The organism is Psychrobacter sp. UBA6291, assembly GCF_002439405.1.
GTDB classification, from domain to species: domain Bacteria; phylum Pseudomonadota; class Gammaproteobacteria; order Pseudomonadales; family Moraxellaceae; genus Psychrobacter; species Psychrobacter faecalis.
Genome location: NZ_DJUD01000068.1, coordinates 42,041 through 68,589 on the forward strand (window position 1 = coordinate 42,041; position 26,549 = coordinate 68,589).

21 protein-coding genes and 1 pseudogene are annotated in these 26,549 nt (G+C 44.5%); 6 read left to right on the plus strand and 16 right to left on the minus strand.

What is annotated here, in order from left to right; genetic code table 11:
* Nucleotides 1-133 precede the first annotated feature (133 nt).
* From B3R91_RS11215 to hflX, 4 genes are all read right to left on the minus strand, one after another.
* The gene (locus tag B3R91_RS11215; protein ID WP_144297564.1) at nucleotides 134-946 is read right to left on the minus strand and encodes a lytic transglycosylase domain-containing protein; all 813 of its coding nucleotides are present in this window, start codon (nucleotides 944-946) and stop codon (nucleotides 134-136) included.
* Nucleotides 947-1,388: 442 nt separating this feature from the next.
* Nucleotides 1,389-2,078, minus strand: a complete 690-nt coding sequence (locus B3R91_RS11220; RefSeq protein ID WP_068403983.1) for an LrgB family protein — start codon at nucleotides 2,076-2,078, stop codon at nucleotides 1,389-1,391.
* A 22-nt stretch (nucleotides 2,079-2,100) separates the two neighbouring features.
* Complete coding sequence (locus tag B3R91_RS11225; protein WP_286797684.1) at nucleotides 2,101-2,553, minus strand: CidA/LrgA family protein; 453 nt, start codon at nucleotides 2,551-2,553, stop codon at nucleotides 2,101-2,103.
* A gap of 430 nt (nucleotides 2,554-2,983) precedes the next feature.
* A complete protein-coding gene (gene hflX / locus B3R91_RS11230) occupies nucleotides 2,984-4,423 on the minus strand; it encodes a ribosome rescue GTPase HflX (protein WP_286797685.1) in 1,440 nt (479 codons plus the stop codon).
* 386 nt (nucleotides 4,424-4,809) lie between these two features.
* Here hflX and B3R91_RS11235 point away from each other — a divergent pair, with 386 nt between their 5' ends.
* The gene (locus B3R91_RS11235) at nucleotides 4,810-5,610 is read left to right on the plus strand and encodes a lysophospholipid acyltransferase family protein (protein WP_191691120.1); all 801 of its coding nucleotides are present in this window, start codon (nucleotides 4,810-4,812) and stop codon (nucleotides 5,608-5,610) included.
* 185 nt (nucleotides 5,611-5,795) lie between these two features.
* On the opposite strand, the gene B3R91_RS11240 is transcribed toward B3R91_RS11235, so the two are convergent.
* A complete protein-coding gene (locus B3R91_RS11240) occupies nucleotides 5,796-6,836 on the minus strand; it encodes an aldo/keto reductase (protein WP_286797686.1) in 1,041 nt (346 codons plus the stop codon).
* A 56-nt stretch (nucleotides 6,837-6,892) separates the two neighbouring features.
* Nucleotides 6,893-7,390 carry an FKBP-type peptidyl-prolyl cis-trans isomerase gene (locus B3R91_RS11245; protein ID WP_201590513.1) on the minus strand — a complete coding sequence of 166 codons (498 nt, stop codon included), beginning with the start codon at nucleotides 7,388-7,390 and terminating at the stop codon, nucleotides 6,893-6,895.
* 155 nt (nucleotides 7,391-7,545) lie between these two features.
* On the opposite strand from B3R91_RS11245, the gene B3R91_RS11250 reads away from it, so the two are divergent.
* Nucleotides 7,546-8,220, plus strand: a complete 675-nt coding sequence (locus tag B3R91_RS11250) for a DUF1294 domain-containing protein (protein WP_286797687.1) — start codon at nucleotides 7,546-7,548, stop codon at nucleotides 8,218-8,220.
* 13 nt (nucleotides 8,221-8,233) lie between these two features.
* Here the strand turns inward: B3R91_RS11250 and B3R91_RS11255 are convergent, their stop codons facing one another.
* The 5 genes from B3R91_RS11255 to B3R91_RS11275 form a co-directional block, all read right to left on the minus strand.
* On the minus strand, nucleotides 8,234-8,860 hold the full coding sequence (locus tag B3R91_RS11255; RefSeq protein ID WP_286797688.1) for an O-acetyl-ADP-ribose deacetylase: 627 nt from the start codon (nucleotides 8,858-8,860) through the stop codon (nucleotides 8,234-8,236).
* A gap of 169 nt (nucleotides 8,861-9,029) precedes the next feature.
* A complete protein-coding gene (lspA, locus tag B3R91_RS11260; protein WP_286797689.1) occupies nucleotides 9,030-9,659 on the minus strand; it encodes a signal peptidase II in 630 nt (209 codons plus the stop codon).
* Nucleotides 9,652-12,516, minus strand: a complete 2,865-nt coding sequence (gene ileS / locus B3R91_RS11265) for an isoleucine--tRNA ligase (RefSeq protein ID WP_286797690.1) — start codon at nucleotides 12,514-12,516, stop codon at nucleotides 9,652-9,654. The genes lspA and ileS overlap by 8 nt, the downstream gene beginning before the upstream one ends.
* A 421-nt stretch (nucleotides 12,517-12,937) precedes the next feature.
* Complete coding sequence (locus tag B3R91_RS11270) at nucleotides 12,938-13,501, minus strand: protein disulfide oxidoreductase (protein ID WP_286797691.1); 564 nt, start codon at nucleotides 13,499-13,501, stop codon at nucleotides 12,938-12,940.
* 118 nt (nucleotides 13,502-13,619) lie between these two features.
* Nucleotides 13,620-15,257, minus strand: coding sequence for a carbon-nitrogen hydrolase family protein (locus tag B3R91_RS11275; protein ID WP_068403999.1), 1,638 nt, complete (start codon nucleotides 15,255-15,257; stop codon nucleotides 13,620-13,622).
* Between the two features lie 634 nt (nucleotides 15,258-15,891).
* Here B3R91_RS11275 and B3R91_RS11280 point away from each other — a divergent pair.
* Complete coding sequence (locus tag B3R91_RS11280; protein ID WP_286797692.1) at nucleotides 15,892-16,521, plus strand: BLUF domain-containing protein; 630 nt, start codon at nucleotides 15,892-15,894, stop codon at nucleotides 16,519-16,521.
* 105 nt (nucleotides 16,522-16,626) lie between these two features.
* Here the strand turns inward: B3R91_RS11280 and B3R91_RS11285 are convergent, their stop codons facing one another.
* Nucleotides 16,627-18,096 (minus strand): FAD-binding oxidoreductase, encoded by a 1,470-nt coding sequence (locus B3R91_RS11285; RefSeq protein ID WP_286797693.1) that lies wholly within the window; start codon nucleotides 18,094-18,096, stop codon nucleotides 16,627-16,629.
* 394 nt (nucleotides 18,097-18,490) lie between these two features.
* Between B3R91_RS11285 and serA the strand changes: the two genes are divergently transcribed.
* Both serA and B3R91_RS11295 read left to right on the plus strand, forming a co-directional pair.
* Nucleotides 18,491-19,717 carry a phosphoglycerate dehydrogenase gene (serA, locus tag B3R91_RS11290; protein WP_286797694.1) on the plus strand — a complete coding sequence of 409 codons (1,227 nt, stop codon included), beginning with the start codon at nucleotides 18,491-18,493 and terminating at the stop codon, nucleotides 19,715-19,717.
* A 320-nt stretch (nucleotides 19,718-20,037) separates the two neighbouring features.
* Nucleotides 20,038-20,571 (plus strand): DUF488 family protein, encoded by a 534-nt coding sequence (locus B3R91_RS11295; RefSeq protein WP_201590541.1) that lies wholly within the window; start codon nucleotides 20,038-20,040, stop codon nucleotides 20,569-20,571.
* Between the two features lie 99 nt (nucleotides 20,572-20,670).
* Here the strand turns inward: B3R91_RS11295 and B3R91_RS11300 are convergent, their stop codons facing one another.
* The 4 genes and pseudogenes from B3R91_RS11300 to metX all read right to left on the minus strand — a co-directional run.
* Nucleotides 20,671-21,726, minus strand: coding sequence for a rhodanese-related sulfurtransferase (locus B3R91_RS11300; protein ID WP_286797697.1), 1,056 nt, complete (start codon nucleotides 21,724-21,726; stop codon nucleotides 20,671-20,673).
* 246 nt (nucleotides 21,727-21,972) lie between these two features.
* Entirely contained in the window at nucleotides 21,973-22,554 is a 582-nt protein-coding gene (locus B3R91_RS11305) for a tetratricopeptide repeat protein (protein WP_068404007.1), read from the minus strand.
* A 422-nt stretch (nucleotides 22,555-22,976) separates the two neighbouring features.
* Entirely contained in the window at nucleotides 22,977-23,594 is a 618-nt protein-coding gene (gene metW, locus B3R91_RS11310) for a methionine biosynthesis protein MetW (RefSeq protein ID WP_286797699.1), read from the minus strand.
* Nucleotides 23,595-23,620: 26 nt separating this feature from the next.
* Nucleotides 23,621-24,940: pseudogene (metX, locus tag B3R91_RS11315) on the minus strand (homoserine O-acetyltransferase MetX); the annotation flags it as partial.
* A gap of 559 nt (nucleotides 24,941-25,499) precedes the next feature.
* Between metX and hemH the strand changes: the two are divergent.
* The gene (hemH, locus tag B3R91_RS11320) at nucleotides 25,500-26,519 is read left to right on the plus strand and encodes a ferrochelatase (protein ID WP_286797701.1); all 1,020 of its coding nucleotides are present in this window, start codon (nucleotides 25,500-25,502) and stop codon (nucleotides 26,517-26,519) included.
* Nucleotides 26,520-26,549 lie beyond the last annotated feature (30 nt).

A 26,549-nucleotide genomic window follows, 5' to 3' on the forward strand; every position in this document is an offset into this window, starting at 1 on the left:
AAAAGCCCGTTATATATTAACGGGCTTTTTTGTGTCTGTAACTTTTAAAAGCTAAGTATTTTAAAGGTTCATTTATTTATTTTTAGGCTACTTATTCTCAGGTTACCTGCAACTACCAGCTTAAACGTCAATATTAACGTAACGCTAAATAAGCGGAATTGGCATAGCTGGCGCTGTTACCATTACTACTGGTACCGTAACTGACGTTTTGCACGCCGCCGCCATTGGTAGTGCCCGTAGCGTTATTGGCATTCATGGTATTACCCGATAGCGCTGAGTCGTTCTTATATAAGCTATGATAGCGGCTCATGACGCTTTTGACATAGTTGCGCGTTTCTTTAAACGGCGGTATGCCATTGTATTTATCGACGTTCCCTTCACCAGCATTATAACCTGCCACCGCAAACTCGACGTTATTATTAAAACGTTTCATCAGCCAAGCGATATATTTCGCTGATCCTTCGATATTATCAGCAGGATTCCACGGATTACTGACATTAAAGCGGCGCGCCGTTGCTGGCATCAGCTGCATCAAGCCTTGGGCGCCAACAGGTGAGCGTGCATTGGGATTAAACGCCGATTCCGTATGCATCATGGCTTTCATAAGGCCAGGATCGATACCATGACGGGCAGCCGAGGCGCGGATATAACTGTCGTAAGAGTTACGGCTGCCGCTACTACTCGCCGTGCTGCTACCGTAATCATTGCTATAGCTGCTGCCCGCATTGTAGGCGCTTGAATCTTTATAGTAGGTGGTTTTTACTTTTTTATTAAATTTATCAAAATTACCGCTAGGATTGACGTTGGTAAGCAGAACTTGGCCGCTCTTGTCTTTATAAATATACATGTTTCCCGCTTGAGCGGCGATAGGTAGGCTAGATAAAGCAATGGCAGAGAGTAAAAGGGGTGACAAGCAGCGCGTCAGTAAAGGGGCAATAGTTATCATAGGTTTATCACTTTTTATTAAGTAAGAGCAAATTGCTTTGCCTATAAGCGCGTAAGGTTGCGCATCAAAGCGGTTATCGCGTCTGTAGGATCTTATAGCGCTCAAATAGGCTACCTACAAATTCACGTCTAACAAAACCACTTGCAATAGATACAAAAAATAATAGTTGCTTACTATAACACAAAATAAGTTTTTGCCACATCTGAATGCGTGCACGCGACGTCAAAAATCCATTTATTTTGTAAAAAAGCTGAATAAAATCAAGATAGTAATAAAATAAAGATGATTAATTGGTATATAACAGCAAGGCTTAAGACTTGATTTTTGCTATGAAGGGAATTAGCGAACCACGTTAAAAATACTATCAAATACAATTCATATAGGCGAAAAAGCCCAACAAGAAGGATGGGCTTTAGGAGTTTTAAACGGAAGGTAAAATATTTTAAACCGATAAGGCACTGATAAAAATAGGTACCCAGACAGCGGTAACTAAGCCATTAACCGCTAGGCCAAAGGCGGCATAGCGTCCGGCAGTGTGGCTGATTTGCCATGCTTCTACAGTACCAAAAGCATGTGCTGCTAAGCCAAGCGCGAGACCTTTGGCGCGGTCGTCATCAATACCGCGAAATAAAAAGCGCGCTAAGGTTCCACCGATTAGACCTGAAACGATAATGATTAAGTTTGCTAATGCCAGCGGTGCTTTAATCAAATCGGCGACGCTCAGACCAATTGGTGTGGTCACCGAGCGCGTCGCAAATGCCAAAATGGTCTCATGGCTAAGCGAAAATAAATAGGCCAGTGACATGGGTAGCAAGGCGCCAACCACGCTTGCCAGTGCCACAATCATGGTTAGCTTTTTAACTGGTAAACCTTTAAAGTTCATCGCGGCCAATGGCACGGCCAATAATACTGTCACATAGCCTAATAAATGATCAAATACCGGTTTTGCCACGCTGTAATAATGATTGTAATCCCATTGCAAAATGAATAAAAATAGCAGTACTAAGACCAAAGCGGTGATGACCATCGGCAACCATGACAGCTTGCGCGCAAGGACACGGGCAATAACGTGGGCGGCCAAGGTTAATGCTATCGCAGCAAGGGTTGCGCTAAACACACTATCAAAACTCATAACGTTGCCTTATTAACAGAGCTTAATGCTGTCCCTTGTGCTTGTTGGTCATATTCATATTGTCATCATGACTGCCATCTGTATTATCGCTATTATTAAGCGAGCGATTGGCAAGGATAGCTAGTCCCCAAAGCGGAATAAGGGTGCTGACAATCATGGTCAGCATCACGCCCCAAAACTCATCACCTAGCGCAAATAGCAATAAACCTGCACCAGCAGAAACGGGCAAAAAAGCAAACCCACTATCGACCAGTAAGGTGTTGCTTGCTTGGGTTAGCCAATGCGGTAGCCCTTTTATGACTCGCCAAACAATTAAAATGATAAACATCGTTAACAGGCCGACGATATTGGCCGCTTTTTCAATGCCCGCCCATTGGCAGACAACGACTGCTAACTCACGAACCACCACGACCATAATCAGCGTCAATATTAGCCCCATCCATAAAGGCGTGTTAGAAGTAGAGGTAGAGCTCATAAGTAATCCTAGCCAAGTCGGGTATAAAAAGGGAAATATGCTAAAAGAGAGAGCTTAACGCCAGTGTGTTAACAAAAGCATGTCAATAAAAGCATTTCAGCAAAAGCTGATTATATAGGCAGTAGCCATACTAATAAAGCCTAAGCGCTGATTGCTGCTATTAAGCTGTTGCTAAATGTCTCGTATAGTGAGTGAAAAGTCATAACAATATAGCACGCACTGCTGATATCAATTTTTCTTGCTTGCTGTGCCTGCGCAGACAGAGGCTACAAAAAACTGATATCAGCAATACCGTAGTGTTTTTAGGATATTTTGACTATATCATAAATGTCCATTACCCCTTATATGCTACAAATATAAAAAAGGACGCCATCATTTGATAACGTCCTTTTTAACTTCACCCAGATTAAATAACTTTTGACGACGTTATTTAACTTTGCGAGTTAGATTCTTCTGTAGCAGAATTTAATGCTTCAAATTCAGCAAAGGCATCTTCTTCCTCTGCCGTTAAAGACGCGGCCGCATCTATACTCTCATCTTTTTGCTCAAACTCTTCAAGTATCGGCATTAGTAGTGTGGCTTGGGCTAATGGCAATACATCTAACGGCTTTAGATTGGCTTGTCCCAATAGCTGTTTGAGCCTATCACTTGGCAAGCGAATGGTTAGGCGCTCATGACCGTTATCGTCATAGCTTTCTTCCAAAATGACGCCAAGCTCGTACAAGGTATTTTTAAATTGACCGGCATTATACGGTAGGGTCAAATCAAAAGTAGTTAAGTTGCCCGTCAATAATTGCTGTACAGCAAGCGACAACTCTTCCATGCCTAGGTTTTGGCGCGAAGAAACATATACCCGATTAGGCTGACCTTCTTTCGCATAACCAATGTGCGCCGGCTCATCGGTCAAGTCAATTTTATTATAAACATTCAGTACAGGCACATCGTTGTCAATCTCAGCAAGGACGTTTTTCACCGCTTGAATTTGCTCGTGCATGTCTTCGCTCGATGAGTCGATGACATGCAGTAGTAAGTCGGCTTCTAGTGTCTCTTCTAAGGTTGCATGGAACGACTCGACCAACTCATGTGGCAAATGACGGACAAATCCCACGGTATCGACCAAAACCACGCGGCCAACTCCTTGCCAGTCAAGACGGCGCAAGGTCGGGTCAAGGGTGGCAAATAATTGGTCGGCGGCATAAATATTTTCATCGACCAAGCGGTTAAACAAAGTTGATTTGCCAGCATTGGTATAACCGACGAGCGAGATGGTCGGGACGTCTGATTTTTGCCGACGCGCTCGACCTTGGGCACGGGTTTGGCGTACTTTTTCCAGTTTATTTTTCAGCTGATTGACACGCACTTGTAATAAGCGGCGATCCGTTTCCAGCTGAGTTTCACCGGGTCCACGTAGACCAATACCCCCTTTTTGGCGCTCCAAATGCGTCCAACCACGCACCAATCGTGTCGATAAGTGGTTTAACTGCGCAAGCTCAACCTGCAGTTTACCTTCGTAAGTACGGGCGCGCTGGGCAAAAATATCCAAAATTAAGCCGGTGCGGTCAAGCACGCGGCATTGTACCAAAGCTTCGATATTACGCTCTTGCGATGGCGATAAATTGTGATTGAAAAGTACGATATCAGCGTCGTATTCGCGCACCAATTCTGCTATTTCTTGTGCTTTACCGCTACCAACGAAGTATTTGGCATCAGGACGCGCACGCGAGCCTGTAACCAACGCCAAACGGTCAGCGCCCGCTGAGTCTGCAAGTAGCTCAAATTCATTTAGATCATCGGGATCTTGAATTTGGCGGATGTCTAAATGGACGATAATGGCGCGCTCGCCACCTTCATGTCTTTCAAAATATTCCAAAGAGTATCACCTATTATTAAAGTAGATAAATCGCTATGACCGCTTCAATGAGTATCGATATAGCGTTCATATGACCCTCTATATGTGGTCTTATCATTTGATATTAAAGCGTATGTGCGCAATTAGCTACGTCTTTATGTTACAGCGTTTAAGGGTACATATTTTTATCTATAAAGATTTTAAGCTGAGACTATTAACAAAAGCCACTCATAATTCAGTGTACAAGTCATCACTGAGTAAATAAATTTTGTTATACTCATTGCCCTTGTTTACGAGATATAATCATACGTTTTTTAGGCAGCACTCTTTTAAGCATTAAGCTTTTTTAGCACTAAGATGTAATAAAGCATTTTTAACCCATAAGTTTTTAACCACGAGGGACACAGATGAGCCAATCTAAGTCAGGCTTTTCACTCAAACAGCAGTTAGGTCGCGGCAAACAGATCGCTGGCATGACCACCACCATCGCTGGCGGATTGCGCGCCGCCCAGCGTATCGGTGCCTTTAAACAGCCACCGCGCGAAAAGCTGCCGCGCTATATTCAAGCGTTTTGCCGAAAAATGGCCGGCTCGTTTGGCGTGCAGGTCGTGGCAGTCGAGCGCGTAGAGCAGCATCACGGTCTATGGGTGTCTAACCATGTATCGTGGATGGATATTCCGGTAGTGGGGACGCTAAGCCCTGCTTTTTTCTTATCAAAGGCAGAAATTGGCGATTGGCCAATCTTTGGTAAGCTTGCGCATGCCGCAGGGACGGTATTTATCGAGCGCGGTTCCGGTGATGCGGGCACAGTCGCTACCCAAATTGCCAATTTTTTAACCAAAGGTTTTTCGGTTATCTTTTTCCCAGAAGCGACCACCACCGATGGTAAAAAAATCAAACGTATCCACGGCACTTTGCTGCAAGCGGCAATAGATGCTGACGTCCCAGTACGCCCACTGGTGATTGCATATGTCAATAAAGATGGCACGTTAAGTGAGGCGCTGCCTTATTATGGCAAAATGACGATGAAAGATAGCCTAAAAAAGGTGCTTGATAGTAAAGATGTGACGGCTTTTGTCTTACCGCTTGAGCCGATAGATCCTAAAGGGTTGAATAAAAGTCAGCTGACCGATTTGTTACAAGCGCATATGCAAGAAGGCTTGGCTGAACTGCATTCACGGGTTTTAACGAAAGCTGCCAAACCTTAAGCAAGTATAAAACTGCTTGAAAGATAAACGCTTTAATAGAAAAAGTAGTAGCAGAAAAGTAGTCATAAAAAAGGCGCCAATCTTAGTCACCCATACTAACGATTGGCGCCTTTTTCTTTGCTATACCAATACCTGAACGTCAGGTTATTGAAAGCTGAACAATATCAATCTATGACCACGTAATGTTATGGCGACGGATTAGGGTGCTGGGTATGTATCGCCTCAATCGCTTTTAGCACATCTGCGCTTAAGGTGACATTGATACTATCGATATTTGATTGCAGCTGCTGAGTGGTGGTTGCGCCGATGATATTACTGGTGACAAACGAGCGCGAATTGACAAAGGCCAATGCCATTTGCGCCATATCCAAACCGGCTTCGGCAGCGATTTTGGCGTATTGAGCGGTGGCGGCTTTTGCTTCGTCATTGGTATAGCGAGCAAAGCGGTCATACATCGTCAGACGCGCGCCTGCAGGACGTTTACCATCAAGGTATTTGCCAGATAAAACCCCAAAGCCGAGCGGCGAGTAAGCAAGTAAACCAACATTTTCACGATGGGCAATCTCTGCCATGCCAACTTCATATAGGCGATTGAGCAAACTATAAGGATTTTGCACCGTGATAGGCGCGATTAAACCATTTTTATCCGCTTCCCACAGATAGCGCATCAGACCCCAAGCGGTATCGTTTGATAGACCATAAGCACGAATGCGACCTCTTTTGATCTCGTCATTTAGTGCTTGGATGGTTTCTAAAAAAGGCGTCAAATCATCCAGCGACTGCGCTGCCATCTCTTCACTATAACCGCGCTGGCTAAAAAAGTTCGCTTGCCGTTCAGGCCAATGCAACTGATAAATATCAATATAATCGGTTTGCAAACGCTCAAGATTGCCATCGATAGCACTACTGATTTGCGCAGCTGTATAACGCGTCTGACCATCGCGTAAAAAATCCATCGGTGAGATTTTGCTAGCAAGAATGACCTTGTCGCGCTGTTTGGTTTTATTAAACCAGGTGCCCATAAAGCGTTCGGTATCGCCTTGCTTGTCTTTATCAGGCGGCGACGGATACATTTCAGCGGTATCCCAAAAATTCACGCCTGCACTAAGCGCCATGTCCATCTGGGCATGCGCGTCGCTTTCGCTATTCTGCTGCCCCCAGGTCATCGTCCCTAAGCAAATTTTGGAGACTTTTTCATTCAGTTGCGGCAGTGTTTGATATTGCATCTGTTTATCCCTGTTTTTATTCTCAATAAGGTTTTATTCTAAAGCCGTTTTTTATACTACATCAGCTTGATACCTGTGACGCCCGGCGGGGTGACTTGGAATATTTTTACTTTAAACAGTACCGATTGACCAGCAAGCGGATGGTTAAAGTCGACTTCGACTTCGTCGTCATCAATGGCGCTAATGGTACCGGGCAGGGTGTTTTTGCCTTTATCTTCAAACTCGACCAACATTCCGATTTCAGGATTGTCAGCGACTAAGGCAAATTGGGTGCGGCTAAAATGCTGAATGTTATCAGGGTTCCACTCACCAAATGCTTGCTCAGGCTCAAGGTGGGCGGTGCGTGTATCGCCAGCGCGTAGGTTCATCAGCACTTGCTCAAAACCCGGTAAAAAGCTCTCATCGCCAACGGTCAGCGTCACTGGCTCGTCGCGGTTAAAGGTTGAATCAATCACCGTACCGTTTTCGAGCGATACTTCAAAATGCAGCTTTACAAGGCTGCCGTGGGTGATGCGAATGTCTTCGTTGGGAGTGATAAATTGGGAGTCGGTCATAGTAAAAGCCACCTATTGCGAGTTATAGAATAATTATAAATCTGTTTAAAAATAATGTCAGAAATGATAAGTCATCTCATAAAGGTTGTAAGCCTAAATAGTGTAACGCAAATAGTGTAATATATTTGATGAATCTAAGGGAGAGCGACGTATTTATGGCAAAACCGATGGCACATAAACAACAAGGTCATATCAAAAAATGGCAAGACGATAAAGGTTTTGGTTTTATCGAAACTGCGGCCGGAGAGTCGGTATTCTTTCATGTTAGTGCGTTTAAAGCCCAGCGTCGCCCTGAAGTTGGCGAGCAAGTGGTTTTTACAATGGGGCAAGACAATCAGGGGCGCCTGCAAGCAAAGGACGTGCAAGAACTTAGCTTTGTACAACAAAAAATGGCGCAAAAGAATCAGAAAATCCGTCAGCGAAACCACAAACGCAGCGCCCAAGCAGAATTTGAAGCGGGACAAAAGAAACGCTTGTTCCTTGGTATTGGTTTTTATGGGGTTTTAATTTTATTGGCGGTCATGAATAAGCTAAGCTGGCTAGTGGTTGCTTGGTATGCGGTATTAGGCGTCATTACCTATAGCATGTATGCCAAAGACAAAGCCGCTGCCCAAAGTGGCGACTGGCGTACGCCTGAGTCAACGCTGCATCTGTTAAGTACGCTTGGCGGTTGGGTTGGGGCGCTGGTCGCACAAACCTATTTACGTCATAAGTCACAAAAGCCTGAGTTTCGTATTGCGTATTATTTGACCGTCATTATTAATTTGGCAGGGTTGTTATTTATTATGGTAAACGGTGGCGACTTAACGGGGTTAAAAGCATTGTTCTAAGCGTGTTTTACTTTTAAGACTGCTCTAATATTCGCTCATAAACCGCTGCATCGCTGGCTGAAAAGCAGCAAAAAATGACTTCACGAATTGAAAGCTCAGACGTTTCGCCTAAACTATTCTGTAGATAATCTTTTACCGTACCCACAGCAATTTGCGCTGCTTTTTCGATTGGGTAGCCATATACGCCGGTACTGATAGATGGAAAAGCAATGCTGCTTAGATTGTTTTCAACTGCTAAGTCCAGTGAGTTTCGATAACAGCTGGTGAGTAGCTCTGGCTCGTGACGATTGCCACCATGCCAAACAGGACCGACCGTATGAATCACATACTGGCAAGGTAGCTTAAACGCTGGACTGATTTTGGCATCACCTGTCTGGCAACCATTCAAGGTACGACAATACGCCAATAACTCACGTCCAGCTGCCCGATGTATTGCACCATCGACACCGCCGCCACCAAGTAAGCTTGAATTGGCCGCATTGACAATCGCATCAACATTTAAGATGGTGATATCGGCTTGCAGCACTGACAAAGTCACAGTGTGCTTATTATTTTCATTAGCAGCAGAAATTTGCTTTTGAGCAATAGGTTTTTTTTGTTGATTAGATGTTTGACTAGGAGACTTTTGATTATCAGACATGGCAGCACCCTTTTTATATTGAACTTAATATACTTTAGCGTTTTTAGCGTCACTCGACTATATCGCTTACGTTATCAATAATCTTTAATATACTATCTCTCAAAAAAGGCGCAAAAAAATAGGCTACCGATTTGATAGCCTATTTGCAAAGTCATTGTATTTATATCATTTAAGCATCACGCTTTTTTTCTAAAAACAGCATATCAATAACAATCAGCGCCACACCAATACAAATACCAATATCGGCAATATTAAAGATTGGATAATGCCAAACGTCGGCGTAATGCACGTGAATAAAATCAATCACGTGACCATGGAGCAAGCGGTCAATCAGGTTGCCAAGAGCGCCGCCAAGCACCAGAGCCAAACCAAACGATAACAGCTTGGCTTTACGCGGTGCTTTGACGAGATAGACGATTAAAAATAGCGACATTACGAGTGCCAGTCCGGCAAAAAACCATTTTTGCCAACCTGCTTGGTCTGCTAAAAAACTAAACGCCGCGCCATAGTTATAAGCAAGCGTCCAATTTAAAAACGGCTCAATCACGGGCACAGGCTCAAGGAAATTGAGATTGGTTTCAGCCAACCATTTCGTCCACTGGTCAATGATAAGCACAGCAAGCGCCAGCAAGTACCATATAAAGGCGCGACTGCCATTAGCGACCATTTTTGGCGTTTTCTTCAGACGACCTTTAGGCGTGGTTGAGCTACCTGTAGTCGCATGCGCAGGCGTAGGCGAGTTATCGACCTCAACCTGCGGCTGCTTATTTTCAGGTGAGTCAGGCGTTAGGTTAGGCATAATGGCGCACCTCGCCGTCGCCTGCGACGTTGGTCACGCAGCGCGCGCATAGTTCAGGATGTGCCGCGTCTGTACCGATATCATCACGGATATGCCAGCAGCGTACGCATTTAGTGCCCGTCGCAGCGCTGACGTCAATTACTAAATCACCCGATGCGTCTTCATTTTCATTGCTATCGGCTTTTGCGTTGGCTTTATCAGCAGGCGCGGCGCTCATTGGTTTTAACGTTGCGCTACTGGTAATCAGGACAAAGCGCAGCTCTTCGCCAAGCTTGGCTAAGCTGTCATACATCGCACTGTCAGCATATAAATCAACGCCGGCTGATAAGTTAGCATTGATGATTTTTTCACCGCGCGCGGTTTCGATATGTTTATTAACGCTATCTTTTGCTTGCATGATACGTTGCCAGTCGTCGCTACTGATGGCGCTAAGCTCAAACGCTGGGAACTCATACCATGCTTCGGTAAACACGTAGCCTGCGTCAGTGCCGTTTTTACCTTGCAATACTTCCCACGCTTCTTGGGCAGTGAATGACAAGATTGGCGTAATCCAGCGAATCAACGCATGAGCGATATGATAAATCGCCGTTTGCGCAGAGCGACGCGGCTGTCCATCAGTTTGGGTCGTGTACTGACGGTCTTTGATAATATCGAGATAAAAGCTACCCAAGTCTTGCGAGCAAAACGCGGTGATATGCTGGGTGACTTGGTGAAAGTCCATCGCATCATAAGCGCTGATGATTTGCGCTTGTACCGTCTGCGCGCGCTCAATGATAAATTTATCAAGGCTAACCAGCTCATTAATATCAACGCTGTTGGTCGCTGGATCAAAGTCATCGGTATTGGCAAGTAAGAAGCGTAGCGTATTACGAATGCGGCGATACTGGTCGGTTGCACCTTTGAATGAGGCTTTACTCGCCGCCATCTCATAGCGATAGTCAACAGAGGCTACCCACAGTCGTAATAAGTCAGCACCGAGAGTATTAAAGACATCTTGCGGCTCAAAGCCTTTTGTATTACCGAGAGACTTAGATAGTTTGCGACCATTGGCATCAATCGTAAAACCATGAGTCAATACTTGCTTAAACGGTGGACGACCGTACATGGCTTCTGACGTCAATAAAGAGGTCTGGAACCAACCGCGATGCTGATCCGAACCTTCAAGATACATATCGGCAGGATTGGTCAGCTCATCGCGCTGCTCAAGGACGGCAAAATGCGTCGTTCCTGAGTCAAACCAAACGTCTAGCGTATCGGTTGCTTTATCATAGTCTGCCGCTTCCGCCCCTAAAAAGTCTTCACAGCTGGCATCGAACCAAGCTTCAACGCCGCCTGCAGCGATTTTTTTCGCGGCCACTTCCATCAGCTCTAGCGTATTTGGATGCAGCTCGCCGGTTTCTTTATGAGTGAAAAAGGTAATCGGCACGCCCCACGTACGCTGGCGTGAGATACACCAATCTGGGCGACCGGTCATCATGGCTTCAATGCGGTTTTGTCCCCAAGCTGGCGTCCAATTGACCGAAGGAATATCAGCAAGCGCACGCTCACGTAAGCCTTTGGTTTCCATACTGATAAACCACTGCGGGGTGGCGCGGAAAATAATCGGCGACTTATGACGCCAGCAATGCGGATAGCTGTGCTCGATTTTGGTATGGTTGATTAAATGGCCGTTATCATGCAGTGCTGCAATGATTTGCGGATTGGCTTTATAGATATGCTCACCGGCAAATACCGCCGCGCTGTCTAGATAAACGCCCGTTCCACTGACTGGGTTTTCAACCGGCAAGTTATATTTCAGGCCAACGATATAATCGTCAAGACCATGCCCCGGTGCGGTATGGACGAGGCCAGTACCGCTATCCGTGGTTACGTGCTCACCTAGGATTAGCGGCACTTGACGCTCGCTAATCAATGGATGCTGGGCGCGCAGACCTTCAAGCTCGCGTCCTGAAACGGTAGCTAAGATGCCATCGTTAGTCAGTTTAAACTCGCTTAATGCGCTTTCAACCAAGTCAGTGGCTAATAAGAAGTTACCTTTGGCAGTTGCGACCACGCTATAGTCATGCTCAGGGTGTACCGAGATGGCTTGGTTTGCTGGTAACGTCCAAGGGGTTGTCGTCCAGATAATTGCGGCGATGTTACCTTCAATGCCGCTTAATGCTGCAACCTTGTCGGTATCTAAGACGTCAAAGCTCACATAAATAGCATCAGAGACTTTATCTTGGTATTCCACTTCAGCTTCTGCTAGCGCAGAGCTACAATCCAAGCACCAGTTGACTGGCTTCATGCCGCGGGTGACGTGGCCGTTGTCATAAATTTTAGCAAGCGCGCGTACGATATTAGCTTCTTGATGGAAGTTCATTGTCAAATAAGGATTGTCCCAATCACCAAACACGCCCAGACGTTTAAAGTCTGCCTTTTGTAGCTCAATCTGGGTACTTGCATACTCGCGGCATAGACCACGGAATTCAGTTGCCGAGACTTTTTGACCGACTTTACCAACTTTGGCTTCGACCTTTTGCTCGATAGGCAGACCGTGACAATCCCAACCCGGCACATAAGGCGCATCAAAGCCTGACAAGGTTTTTGACTTGACGATAATGTCTTTTAACACTTTATTGACCGCGTGACCTAAGTGAATCTGGCCATTGGCGTATGGAGGGCCGTCGTGCAAAATATATTTGGTCGCGCCCGCCCGCGCCTGACGAATTTTGCCGTACACGTCGTCTGCTTCCCAAGCCGCCAGCCAGTCTGGCTCACGTTTAGCAAGGTTGGCACGCATCGCAAAGGGCGTATCAGCAAGGTTTAGGGTGTCTTTGTAATCGTGGCTTGGGGTGTCGTTACTTTTATCAGTCATAGAAGGCGTCTTATCAATGGTGGTTAGAAATAGCGTTTAAATTTAGGCGTAAGATTAAAGATATATGGGGTCAAATCTTTGATAATCGATGCTAGTCTTTTACTTATTACTTGGAAAAAATTTGCTTAAGAAACATGGCACAAAATAAGTTGCTTATCACTTGATTGTAAATGGACACGTCCATCATAAATACTAATCAGACGATTGCAACAAAAAATATTTTTAGCAGAATAGTTAGAAAAGGGAATAGGGTAACGGCAGCTATTATATGACAAAATGGGTAGGGTAAAAAGAGCTGGCCGGTATCGTCCTATTTTTAGCCAAAAGCAATGATTGATTAGCAGTAATGCGCCATCTATTAAAGCATAGGTCTAGACCCTTTAATTGACCATTTATTAGATTTTATACCAGTGACCAAGGGTTAAAAAACTTCTGATAACCATAAACGCAATTTGAGTGACCAAAGCGGCTGAATACCGGTCAAGCCTTGCGTCATCTCGCCATTTTTCAAAACCACATAAGACGGCGTTACTTGGCCTTGCCAATCAGCAAATATCTCACCTTCTTGGTCATTAATAGTGGTAAAGCGGTAATTGTGCTCGGCAAGGTAGCTATGCAACTCTTGGACAGAACCGGATTTAATCGCAATCGTTACCACAGGATAATTATTCGCCGCCGCAAGCTTATCTATCGTCGGTGAGGTCACCCGACAAACCGGACACCACGTTCCCCAAAAGTATACCAACGTTGGCTTATCCCGACTCATGGCTGCCAAATCAACGCTTTGACCTTGATAGTCGGTCAATTGCAATTGCGGATTGGCTGGCATGACCGGTTGGCGCCACCAGTTAATTGCCATATAAATGACCGCAAATGCTAAGCCGTATATAAGAAAGCTTTTAGCAACCGACAATAGCTTTTGCTTGGGCGTTTTTTTTGGCGTCTCAGGGGTATTTGCAATATTAAGATTAGAATCAGAGGTCATAATGGCTGCTTTTTTCGCCTTTAAATGTTAGTAGATAAAAATAAACGGCTGAATGGTCAGCCGTATTATTATAATTTTTAGATTGTTATGCTTAATGCTTGTCTTTTAATATAAGCGCCTAAGGTTTTTTCGCGCGGTCTTGCAATGGGTCACCGATAAGCACGCTACCAGAGTTTTCACGGCGCTCAGCATCTGATAATTTACTCGCTGGCACTTTGGCTTTTCTTTTCCACTTCAAGCTAAACAAATCATCGCGGCGGTCAAGTAAATTATGTACCGAGCCTTCATTACGAACGTGAATAAGCTTATCTAAGTTCACGTCAGAGAAAAACACCATCTCGGTATTGGCGGTGGTTTCTGCCATAATCGCATCATGCGGGAATGCAAAATCTGATGGCGAGAAAATAGACGACTGTGCATATTGAATATCCAAGCTCTCAACTTGCGGCAAGTTACCGACCGAACCGCAAATCATCACATAACATTCATTTTCGATCGCCCGTGCTTGCGCACAGTGGCGTACGCGCAGGTAGCCGTTTTGGGTATCTGTCCAAAATGGGACAAACAAAATATCCATGTCATCAAGTGCCATCAAACGCGCAAGCTCTGGGAACTCAATATCATAGCAAACCAAGATACCGATACGACCAGCATCGGTGTCAAATACTTTGACCTCATCGCCACCTTCAATCACCCACGCGCTACGCTCATGCGGGGTAATGTGGATTTTGCGCTGCTCTTCGACCGTACCGTCACGGCGGCACAAATAACTGACGTTATATAAAGTATCATCGTCGTCCAAAAACGGCATAGAGCCGGTAATGACGTTGACGTTATAACTGACTGCTAGATGCGAAATCTCGTTTTTAAACCATTCGGTATAACCGGCCAAAAAGCGAATCGCAACGTTTTGATCGGTCGATTCACACAGTCCCATTAAGGGCGCGTTAAAGAATTCTGGCAAACAAGCAAAGTCAGAGTTGTAGTCGGCCATGATATCGACGAAGAACTCAACTTGTTGCAGCAGCTCTTCAGGTGACTCAACTTCACGCATTTGCCATTGAATACCGCCGATACGCACCTCAGATTTACGGGTATTTGGCTTATAATCTTGCGGCTCATAATAAATATTCGCCCATTCAAGTAGCGTGGCAAAGCCTTTTGACTGCGCATCATCTGGCAAATACGCGGTCAAAATACGTTTCACAATAAAGCCATTGGATAACTGGAACGACAGCGCTGGGTCATGAATCTCACGCGCTTCTACAGCCTCAATATATTCGCCAGGGGTCAAATCTTGGTGATTATGATAATTGGGAATACGACCACCGGCTAAAATAGCGCGGAAATTTAACTGACGGCACAGCTCTTTACGCGCATCATAGAGCCTACGACCCAAACGATAACCACGATACTCAGGGTCGATTAATGCATCAAGCCCATAAATCGCGTCGCCTTCAGGGTTGTCTCTAATAATTTCTTTATGACCAATTAAATCATCATAAGTATGCGGGTTAGAGAACTTGTTATAATCGACGCGCATAGAGAGCACGATGCCAATCAGCTCATCGTGGTCAAATAGCGCAATCTGCCCTTCGGGAAAGGCATCAATCAAAGCATGAATGGTGTTTTTTGACCATGCACCGCCCAAGTTGACATAAACGCGATCCATCAAGGCTTTAAGCTGCGGGTAGTCTTTTTTCTTAATTTCAGCAATCGTTAGGTGAAAGTCGTCTAGTTTTTCAATTTTGCTCATAATGTTCCTGTCTGTCGTCTCTGTAAATCGGTCTTAATAAATCGTTATTAATGTTTTTTTGCTAAAAATCTTGCTAGAAAGGGCAGCTATAAATAAGGTTTTTATAAAAAATTGGCTATTAAAAGTCGTAAGAAAAGCACGTAAAAGGCGTTTTCGCATAGATGCAATTGCTAAAAGTAAACGCCAGCGCCCAGATTTTTCTACGACTTTTTAGACCATAATGTCGAGAAAAGCATATCAATAGGCTTATTTAAACGTTACAATCATTTATCTTTGCATTTACAATGAGTTATACGCAAAAGTTATAAATCCTGCCTTTGTCATTATTTGTTTTAATGAGGCGATTTAGCAAGTTTACAAGGGTGCATTTTACCACTGTGTTTTGTCTTTATTTTAAATACTCATTGCGCTGGTTAGGATAGCAACTCCCATAAACAATCACAGACAAGCGGCGTAATTATTTGCTAGGTTTTTGTTGCCCGATTTTATTACTAGGTCTTATTACCATATTTTATTGCTCAGTTTTCGTGAAGCACCATCTTTACTATCCGTAATATTTTTATTTTTTTACACGTCATTTTAGATGGCGTATTTTTTCGGTTGCCTTCAATGGTGACCTTTTAGGATTTTTATTATGCCCCTAACTCATGCTAATGCCTTTAGCAAATTAGATGAAATAGCAGATACTGCAATGATACAGTTAGTGTATGTCAGCAGCTTGACGCTTGCTTCACGGTTAAATGCGGCAATATTTGATGAGGTAGAAGCTCATGCGCGTGATTATAACGAGCAGCACGGCATTACAGGTACGTTATGTTATGGCAATGGGCATTTTTTGCAATGTATGGAAGGTGAAAAAGCTAAAGTCGCGGCGTTGACGCAGCGCATTTTTGCCGATAAGCGCCATAAAGACGTGAAAGTGCTCGTATTACAAGTAATTACGCAGCGTGATTTTTCAGACTGGCGCATGCGTTTGCTGTTTTTGGAGCGTTGGCTTTGGTCGCCTGCCACCAAAAAACAGGCAGCGCAATTGTCGCCATATCTACCCTTTGCGCCGCACGGCTGGTCAGCTGAGCGTACCGAACAGTTTTTGCAAATTATCAAAACCTTTGACACTCCGCCTCATATTAAAGCAGCCGGCATTACCTATAACGCGCTTGGCAATATGGTGCGCCACATCGCCGCCCCGCATCAAGCTTTTTTAGTGGTGCAAGGGTTTTTAAGTGTGCTATTAATCGTTGGTTTGGTGCTGTTGTATTTATAAGCTGGGCTATGGTGCTAAACAGTAATATAAAAAAGACGCTAGACTTAATGTTTAGCGTCTTTTTTATGTCATCAAACTTATCGTGATAATAATAAATTGAAGCAATTACATATCAAAAATCTTACCACGGTTCATAATATTATTGGGATCAAATACTTTTTTGACTGCGCGTAAGTACTCAATCTCAGTCTCGCTACGGCTATAATTCAGATAGGGCTTTTTGGTCATACCGACGCCATGTTCTGCAGAGACCGAACCGCCATATTTTTGCACCGTTTCAAACACGTATTTATTGACTATTTGACATTCGCTAAAAAAGTCATCTTTACTCATGTTTTCAGGCTTTAAGATATTCAGATGCAAGTTACCATCACCGATATGACCGAACCAACAGACCTCAAAGTCAGGGTAGTTGCTACTGACGATATGATCAATCTCGGCGATAAATTCAGGCACATAGCTGATAAGTACCGAGACGTCATTCTTATAAGGGGTAAATACTGAGATGGTTTCAGAGATATACTCGCGCAGCTTCCACAGCTCTTCAGCTTGCGCCAGACTCTGACTCATCACCCCATCGACGACCCAACCTTGCTCCATGCACTCCTCGAATATTGCCATGGCTTTGTCCATGATAGGCTCATACGGCGCTTCAAACTCTAATAGCGTATAAAACTTGGTACGCGACTCAAATGGCTCTTGTACTTGACCGTGCGCCATCAGCTTATCAATGGCCACATCGTCAAAGAACTCAAACGCCGTCAAATCAATTTTCGCTTGAAAGGCAGATAGCACATTCATGACATCATTAAAGTTGTCCATGCCTAAGACCATGACGTTTAAGTCCTGCGGCTGACGCTCAAGCTTGATTTGGGCATGAGTGACTAGACCAAGCGTACCTTCGCTACCGATAAATAATTGGCGTAAATCATAACCGGTGGCGTTTTTTACCATACCACGGTTAAGCTGTAAGATATCACCTTTACCAGTGACGACAGTCAATCCCATGATCCATTGACGGGTCATGCCATAGCGAATGACTTTAATACCACCAGCATTGGTGCCGATATTACCGCCGATTTGACTGGAACCTGCTGAAGCAAAGTCGACAGGATAGTAGAGGTTTTTTGATTCGGCGAATTGTTGCAGCTGCTCAGTGATCACACCGGCTTCAATCTCAACCATACGGTCAGCAGGATAAAACTGTCCAATATGATTCATCTTATCCATACTGACGACAATCTCGCCATTGGCGGCGACGGCACCAGCTGACAAACCGGTACGACCGCCACTTGGGGTTAAGACCACATTGTGCTCATTGGCAAGGAGGACAATCGCTTGTACTTGTTCGGTGGTCTTTGGAAAGATAATGGCAGCAGCGGCAGGCGCAAAATGCTTGGTCCAGTCTTTGCCCCAATGCTCTAAGCTCTCGCTATCGGTTTTGATTTGGCTGGGGTCAAACTGATGGACATCAAGCAAGCTGCTTAAGATGCTTTGGACAGCAGCAGTATGGCTGGTAGTGGTTTGAGAATCATTTTGAGCGGTAGTATTGCTTTGGCTAGCTAAAGAAGTCATGTTCAAATCTCGGTAGAAACGCAAGCGCTATGCATAAAAGGGATTATTATATCGCTAAATGGATATAACCCAGCGGTGCTAACTGTGTTTATATAAATAAGTAGGTTTAGATAAGTATAAGCGAGCGCGTAGCGCAATGATAGATAGAGATGCTGTCATACGCCTATCTGTCTCGCCTAAATCGTTAAAAACAGTTTAATAAGGTTTGGTTATAAGTTTTATATACCATGATTCACTATAGCATAAAAAGTTTTCAGGCTTGATAAGCAATAATTCATCTAATCTGCTAACATCGCTGCCAAATTTTGTGTAAGATATCCAGACTGTTTTCGTTTCATCCATCAGACTTATTCCACTGATGATTTTTATAAGACAATTATAGGACAGTTCTCACATGGCGTTATCACTACAAAAAGACAAGATCCGGTTTTTATTGCTTGAAGGTCTACATGACAATGCGTTAAAAGTATTGGAAGGGGCTGGTTACCATAACATCGAGAATATCAGTCACGCCCTAGATCAAGATGAGCTGATCGAAAAGATTAAAGATGCTCACTTCATCGGTATCCGCTCGCGCACGCAGCTGACGCGTGAAGTCCTTGAGCACGCCCACAAGCTGATCGGTATTGGCTGTTTTTGTATCGGTACCAACCAAGTCGACTTGGACGCCGCTCGTGATTTGGGTATTCCTGTCTTTAACGCCCCATATTCGAACACCCGCTCGGTGGCTGAGCTGGTACTTGCCGAAGCCATCATGCTATATCGCGGTATCCCTGAAAAAAATGCCACCGTCCATCGCGGTGGTTGGGGCAAATCTGCGACCAACTCCCATGAAGTGCGTGGCAAGACTATCGGTATCGTTGGTTACGGCTCTATCGGCTCGCAATTGTCGGTATTGGCTGAAAGCTTTGGTATGAAAGTCATCTATCATGATGTCGTGACCAAATTGCCACTCGGTAACGCCGTGCAAGTTGGTAGCTTAGAAGAGCTATTATCAACTGCTGATATCGTCACTTTGCATGTGCCTGATGTGCCAAGTACGCGCTATATGATGGGCGCTGAGCAATTTGCGCACATGAAAGACGGCAGCTACTTTATCAATGCGGCGCGTGGCACCTGCGTTGAGATTGATGATTTGGCAGCAGCCCTTGAGTCAGGTAAAATCTTGGGCGCAGCGATTGACGTGTTCCCAAAAGAGCCAAAATCAGCAGATGAAGAGTTTGAGTCACCACTGCGTAAATTTAACAACGTTATCTTGACGCCGCATATCGGTGGTTCAACCCAAGAAGCCCAAGCAAATATCGGTCTTGAAGTTGCCGATAAGTTTGTTCGTTACTCTGATCAAGGTGATACCGCAACAGCCGTAAACTTCCCAGAAGTTTCTGTACCGTTTAAAGAAGGCACGCATCGTCTGCTGCATATCCACAAAAACGTTCCAGGCGTATTGTCACAGATTAACCGTCTGTTTGCTGAGGCGCATATCAATATTTTAGCGCAAAGCCTCATGACCGAAGGTGATGTTGGTTATCTGGTGATGGATGTGGACTATAACGATTCACGCGCCGCTCTAGATCAGCTAAAGGATGTTGAAGAAACCATTCGCGTACGTATCTTGTTTTAATTAGCCCTAACTTAAACGTAGAGCTAAGTTAAAACAAAGTAATTGCCCGTCGATAGCAGATAACCAAAATGGTTGTCTGCTATTTTTTATGTTGGGTATCGCTATAAGTAGTAGAGATTTGGTTTGCTTTGCTTGATTTTGCTGCGTTAGCGACCTTCGACCATAATAGTGCTACAAAAGTCCTAATGAGTGAGCAGGTTGAGGCTGGGTAATATTGAATGAGAAAAACCACTGAACCATTTAAGACAAGACCATGCAAAATAAAATGTCGACAACAAACTTTAAAACAATGATGCGACAATTCAACAATGGCTTAAATTATGACTACCACATTTTATACGATTGGACATTCGACCCGTAGCCTTGATGAGCTGATTGAGATGCTTCAAGCAGCCAGTATCGAACTGCTCATCGATGTGCGCAGCTTTCCGCGTTCTCGTACCAACCCTGTTTTTAATATCGATACTTTCCCGCAAGCGCTTAGTCAAGTTGGCATCAGTTATCAGCACTGTGCCGACCTTGGCGGGCGACGTCCGAAACAAAAGCAAGTCGATGAACAGATTAATGATCTATGGCGCGTGCAAGCTTTTCATAACTATGCGGATTATGCGTTAAGTGATACTTTTCAAGCCGCCCTCGATCAACTCATTCAACTCGGGAAAAAACAGCGTCTTACCCTTATGTGTTCTGAAGCAGTATGGTGGCGTTGCCATCGGCGTATCATTACCGATTATTTACTGCTTAGAGGCTATAGGGTAGAGCATATTATGGGCGTTGGCCGCTTAGATCCTGCTAAGCCAACACCTGGGGCTGAGCTAAATAGTCAAGACCAAGTAATTTATCCGGCGGTATAAAAAAACGGTCAAAAAAAGAGACGCTGTTGGCCTCTTTTTTTACAACTCTTATTTAACAAGCCTTATTTAACAAGCCTTATTTAATAAACCTTAACGCCGTTAAGCTTTGGCTTTATTGGCGGCTTCCGCTTGACGGCGAGCTTCAATCTTAGCCGCTTTACGCTTCTCAATCACGTCAATCACATCGCTACCGATATGCGCCTCACCACGTTTTTTAGCCAGCTGCATTTGGTGCTCGCGCTCACGAAAACGCGCTTTTTGTTCTACGGTTGCTTTATCGATACAGTGCGGGCACGACTCGCCTTTAACATAGGCAGCGCTTTGCATATCATCTTGAGTAATTGGCATGCGGCAAGCAAAACATTGCTCGTAGTTGCCTTTCTCTAAATTGTGATTGACCGAGACACGGTTGTCAAAGACGAAGCAATCGCCTTGCCACATGGACTCGCTGGCTGGAATTTCTTCTAAATATTTTAAGATACCGCCTTCTAAATGATAGACCTCTTCAAAGCCTTGCTCGCGCATAAATGCTGTCGATTTCTCACAGCGGATGCCGCCAGTACAGAACATCGCAACTTTTTTATGTTTCGCAGGATCTAGCTCTTTTGCCACATACTCTGGAAACTCACGGAAAGTTTCAGTATTTGGATTGACCGCGTTTTGAAAAGTACCGATTTGTACTTCGTAATCGTTACGGGTATCAATCAAAATAACGTCAGGGTCTGAGATAAGCGCATTCCATTCGCTTGGCTTTACGTAGCGACCAACCGATTGTAATGGGTCGATATTCTCCACGCCCATAGTGACGATTTCTTTTTTTAGCTTCACTTTAGTGCGATAAAAAGGCTGGGCATCGGTATACGACTCTTTAAAAGTAAAGCTGCCGATGGCTTCGATACTGCGCAGTAATTCTAAGACATTATCAATCCCTTGGCGGCTACCAGAAATCGTGCCGTTAATACCTTCGCTCGCGATTAATAACGTGCCTTTGACGTCATTCTCTAACATGGTATTTAAAATGGGCTCACGATATTGCTCAAAATCGGCAAAGCGGGTGAACTTATAGAGGGCGGCAACGACAATATTATTGGTGACGCTATCGTATTCGTTGGCGTGAGTTGACGCTTGTACGTCAGTTGTTTGTGAGGTAATCATGTGTTTCTCCTGCTGGCTAGGTCGCAAACCTAGTGCATTGGTTTAAGTATGTAGATTAGCTATAACACTAGCGCAATTGTGGAATTGGCTAATGCGGGCGTAGTTTAACAAATTTTAAAAAGGTTTTGGAGGTTTTATCCTCCTATAATTTCATCGAAATATGACAGATCATAAAAATGGCAAATAAAAAAGCCCAGTATGATACTGAGCTTTTTTATATTTACTGTGTAAAGTCTAAATTAGAGTTTACTTACTTTGGAACCAAGTATCGGCTTTGCTACGCGCGCTAGCGATATCAGCACTTGATAAGTTCAATGCCAATTGACCGATTTTACCGCGTGCTTTATTGCGGACTTTTTCATCCAGCATGCCATCACGAGCAGCTAAGTCATACCATTTATAAGCATCGACCAGATTTTTTTGCTTTTCATCGAGCAGGGCAAGCGTATAGCTGGCACGGTTATCGCCACGCATCGCGGCTTTTTCTAACCATAGACGCGCTTGTTGCAAGTTAGGTTGAACGCCTTCACCGCGCAAGTACATGATGGCAAGATTCAACTGAGCAGGGGCAACGCCTTGCTGAGCGGCCTTGGTATACCACTGGATAGCTTGCTGGGTGTTTTGGGCGACGCCTTCACCTTTTTGCAAACGCTTGGCTAAGTAAAACTGGGCGTGGTTATTACCTTGGGCAGCGCTGGCAGACAGCTCACTGATAGGCATTAGCTCGAAACGTGAGGTATCAAGTGGCACGTTTGATATTAACTCAGCGTTGGCAAGGCCCGCACAAGAAAACAAGGCAGTAAACAACGCAGCTTTTAATAATTTCATAGCAGCTCCAAAATTAGGCAGTTAATAAGCAAAAGAAAAAGTTGCACCGCTAAAATGGTCTCGCTTGAGACAGTTAGGCGGCGATAACAATTAGGTGAAATTTTGCGCTACCTTCTTACCTAATCATTAGCAATAACATTTATAGATTTAATGGTCGTTACCTCGAATCGAGCCGATAGACGGTTAAAAAATCCGATAAACGGTCGTATATGGGGTATGACTGACACTATTTCGCTAGCTTAACACCCAAACTTACGAAACTCAAATACTAATTACACGATTTAATGCCTACTTATACCTCGCGGTCCTCAATAAAATCATAGAGTTACTTAAGCGTAAGAATAAATTAACATTCTATTAAGGTTAACATTATTACCTTTTTACTTAAATTTTCGTTAATAATAAGCGTATAAACTTCACTATTAAGCAGGTTTTTGTTTGGTGACCCGATAAATAGCGACGTCTGCGAGCAGATTGGGCGCTTGCCTAATTAATGCGGTCATCAGCGGCGTATGCCCTTTTTCAGAATCACTGACCGCAAAGCGATTAATGATATGAATATCATGCTGCGCGCACAGCTGTTCAAAGTCTTTAAAAGTACACAAGTGAATGTTTGGAGTGTTATACCACTCATAAGGCAGGGCTTCTGAAACTGGCATCAGACCCTTTAAGCCCAAATGCAGGCGGTTTTGCCAATGGGCAAAGTTAGGAAAGGTAATCACGGCTTCACGGGCAACGCGTAGCATATCGAGCAGCAATATATCAGGCGCTTTTACCGCTTGCAGGGCGCGCGCCATAACCACGGTATCGAAGCTATTATCGGCAAAACGACTTAAGCCATCATTGAGATCTTGCTCGACGATAGATAAGCCTCTAGTGATGGCTTCATTGATTTTATCTTCGTCAATCTCAAGTCCGTAACCGGTGACGCCTAGATTTTGCTGTAAATGCGCGAGCAGCTCGCCATTACCGCAGCCTAAATCCAGCACATGCGAGTGCGGCGCTATCCAACGCTCAGCCAATTGATGATCCATTCTCATGAGCGTGCTCCTTTGGCTTTCAAGCGATTGGCAATAAATGGTGCAGTCAAAAAGCCTTTAACAGCACCCATATAACGTGGAATATCAAATAAAAACGAATCATGACCGTGCGGGGCGTCGACATTGATATAGCTGACTGGTTTGCCAGTTGCCATCAGCGCATCGACAATCTCTTGTGAGCGCTCAGGCGCAAAACGCCAGTCGGTGGTAAATGACACCACCAAATACTGACACTGCGTATGAGCAAAGGCAGCTTTTAGGGCGTTCAGCTCTTTTGCATTGGCTACATTGACGTTATCAGCGTTGTCAGCAGTAGCAATATCCGCGCTACTGTTTACCGTTTCCTCAAGCTCATTTTCGGTAGAATCAACTTTTACTGCTGCGGCGAGGGAGGTTTCTAGCTCTGCCGAGGATTGTATCGATGAGCCTGCTGCTGCCGGATAATCTCGCGTTGGGTCAAAATAATCTAACGCTTTGGTCATCAGCAGATAAGTATTGGCATCGAAGTTTTCGCTAAAGCGTTCGCCTTGATAGCGCAAATAGCTCTCGACCTGAAACTCGACATCGTAGCCATACATAAACTTGCCAGATTTTAAATCACGGCCAAATTTCGCTTTCATCGCATCATCGGTCAAGTAGGTGATATGACCGACCATGCGTGCAAGAATCAGCCCACGCCGAGGATAAGTACCCGCATGCAAATAGCGTCCGTCTTTAAAATCAGGGTCGGATAATATCGACTGGCGCGCGACTTCATTAAAGGCAATGTTTTGCGCAGAAAGCTTTGGCGTACTGGCTATGACCACGCAGCGTTTTAAGCGCTCTGGATAATCGACCGACCATTGCATGGCTTGCATGCCGCCCATTGAGCCACCGACAATGGCATGCCAAACCTCAATACCCAAGCGGTCTGAGAGCATGGCTTGGGTTTTTACCCAATCTTTAATGGTGACAAGGGGGAAGTCAGGGCCATAAACCTGCGCTTCACCTTCATCGCTTAGACTATCTGGATTGATAGTCGTTGGACCGGTAGAGCCAAAGCAGCTGCCGATATTATTGACGCAAACCACAAAAAACTGATTGGTATCGATGGCTTTATTAGGGCCAATCATATTGTCCCACCAGCCCGCTTTTTTATCGTCGTCACTATGGAAGCCTGCCGCATGATGGCTACCTGATAAGGCATGACAAATCAAAATGGCGTTTGATTTGTCGCTATTGAGCGTGCCATAAGTTTCAAAGATTAAATCGAAGGCGGGCAGGGTGCGATTGCACTCCAAGGTCAATGGCTCAGCGAAATGAAAAGTCTGCGGCGTGACGATGCCAACTGAGCCTACCAAATCGATAGAATCGGTCGTATTAGAAGAATGATTGGTGGAATGCTCACTGGTACTATCAGAACGTGCGCTCAAAGCTACCTCACAAAACAACAGTTACAGTTATGGATAAAACAATGGTCATGGATAAAAAACGGTTATAAATAAAATAAACCTAGAAAGGTGACAATAATGGAATGGGTCTAACTAATTTCTTATTATAAGCTTGTCTATTGTATGGCGATGCGCCTAGGAGTACAACCTTGATAGGCAGTCTTTCAAGCAAAGTATCAGTAGCTGGGGTATTAACGGTATGGCAATTCTAAATATCAAGCGTTTCGCCCTGCGTTTTTGGTGGATAAAATGCTACACTGATGATAAGTATCAGCCTTTTTATTTAACCATAATTTGGTATGTGATTGACTATCGTCTGCTTAGTATATTTTGATAATTGCCAAGTGTGGTTAATTAAAGCTTAATAGTACTATTGCTAAATAAATGGCTAAAAAATATGAATTTTGAAATACTTTTTAGCTGATCAAAGTCTATAACTTCACAATAACATAATCCAAGAATAGATAATGCCCTTATGAAACCTCAATTGCCGCCCCGTATTGCCGTTTTACTAGTCAACCTAGGTACGCCAGATGAGCCGACCGCGCCCGCCGTCCGTCGTTATCTAAAACAGTTTTTGTCCGACCCGCGCGTGATTGAAATCCCTAAATTCTTATGGGCGATTATCCTAAATCTGTTTGTCCTACCAAGTCGCCCAAAACGTGTAGCAAAAGCCTATGCCAGTATTTGGGAAGGCGATTCGCCCATTCGCAAAATATTAAACAGCCAAGTTGAGCTGCTCGAGCCGCGCTTGGCAAATAGCGTGGCGCCATTTCGTGTTTCTGTACATGCAGCGATGAGCTATGGCAATCCGGGTTTGCCTGACGTGATGGATACACTAAAAAGCGAGGGCGTTGACCATTTTGTTATCTTGCCATTATTTCCGCAGTATTCTGCCTCGTCTGGCGGTGCCGTCTATGATGCCTTGACCAAATGGACGCTCAAGCAACGCAACTTGCCAAACTATAGCATTGTCAAAGATTACTTTGCGCATCCGCTGTATATTCAAGCATTGGCTAACTCGATTCGCCGCTTTCAAGCCGAGCATGGCAAGCCTGAAAAGTTGATGTTTAGCTTTCACGGGATTCCGCAGCCTTATGCCGATAAAGGCGATCCGTACCCAAGACGCTGCAAATGTACCGCCGCGCAAGTGGCGCACGAACTTGGTCTACAAGATGACGAGTGGATTATCAGCTTTCAGTCACGCTTTGGTAAGCAAGAATGGGTCAAGCCGTATACCGATGTGGTATTAGAAGATTGGGGCAAATCTGGGGTGCGTTCGGTACAAGTGATTAGTCCGGCATTCTCTGCGGACTGCTTAGAAACACTGGAAGAATTGGCAATCGAAAACCGTGATAATTTCTTAAATGCAGGCGGGCAAGAGTATCATTATATTCCAGCGTTGAACCTTGATGAGGCGCATATTGATTTGCTTGAAGCACTCAGTTTGCCGTTGGTTAAAGGCTGGGCTGATACACTCGATGGCTGGGTTTAATAGTTTTCTTAAATCAAAAAAATACCGGAC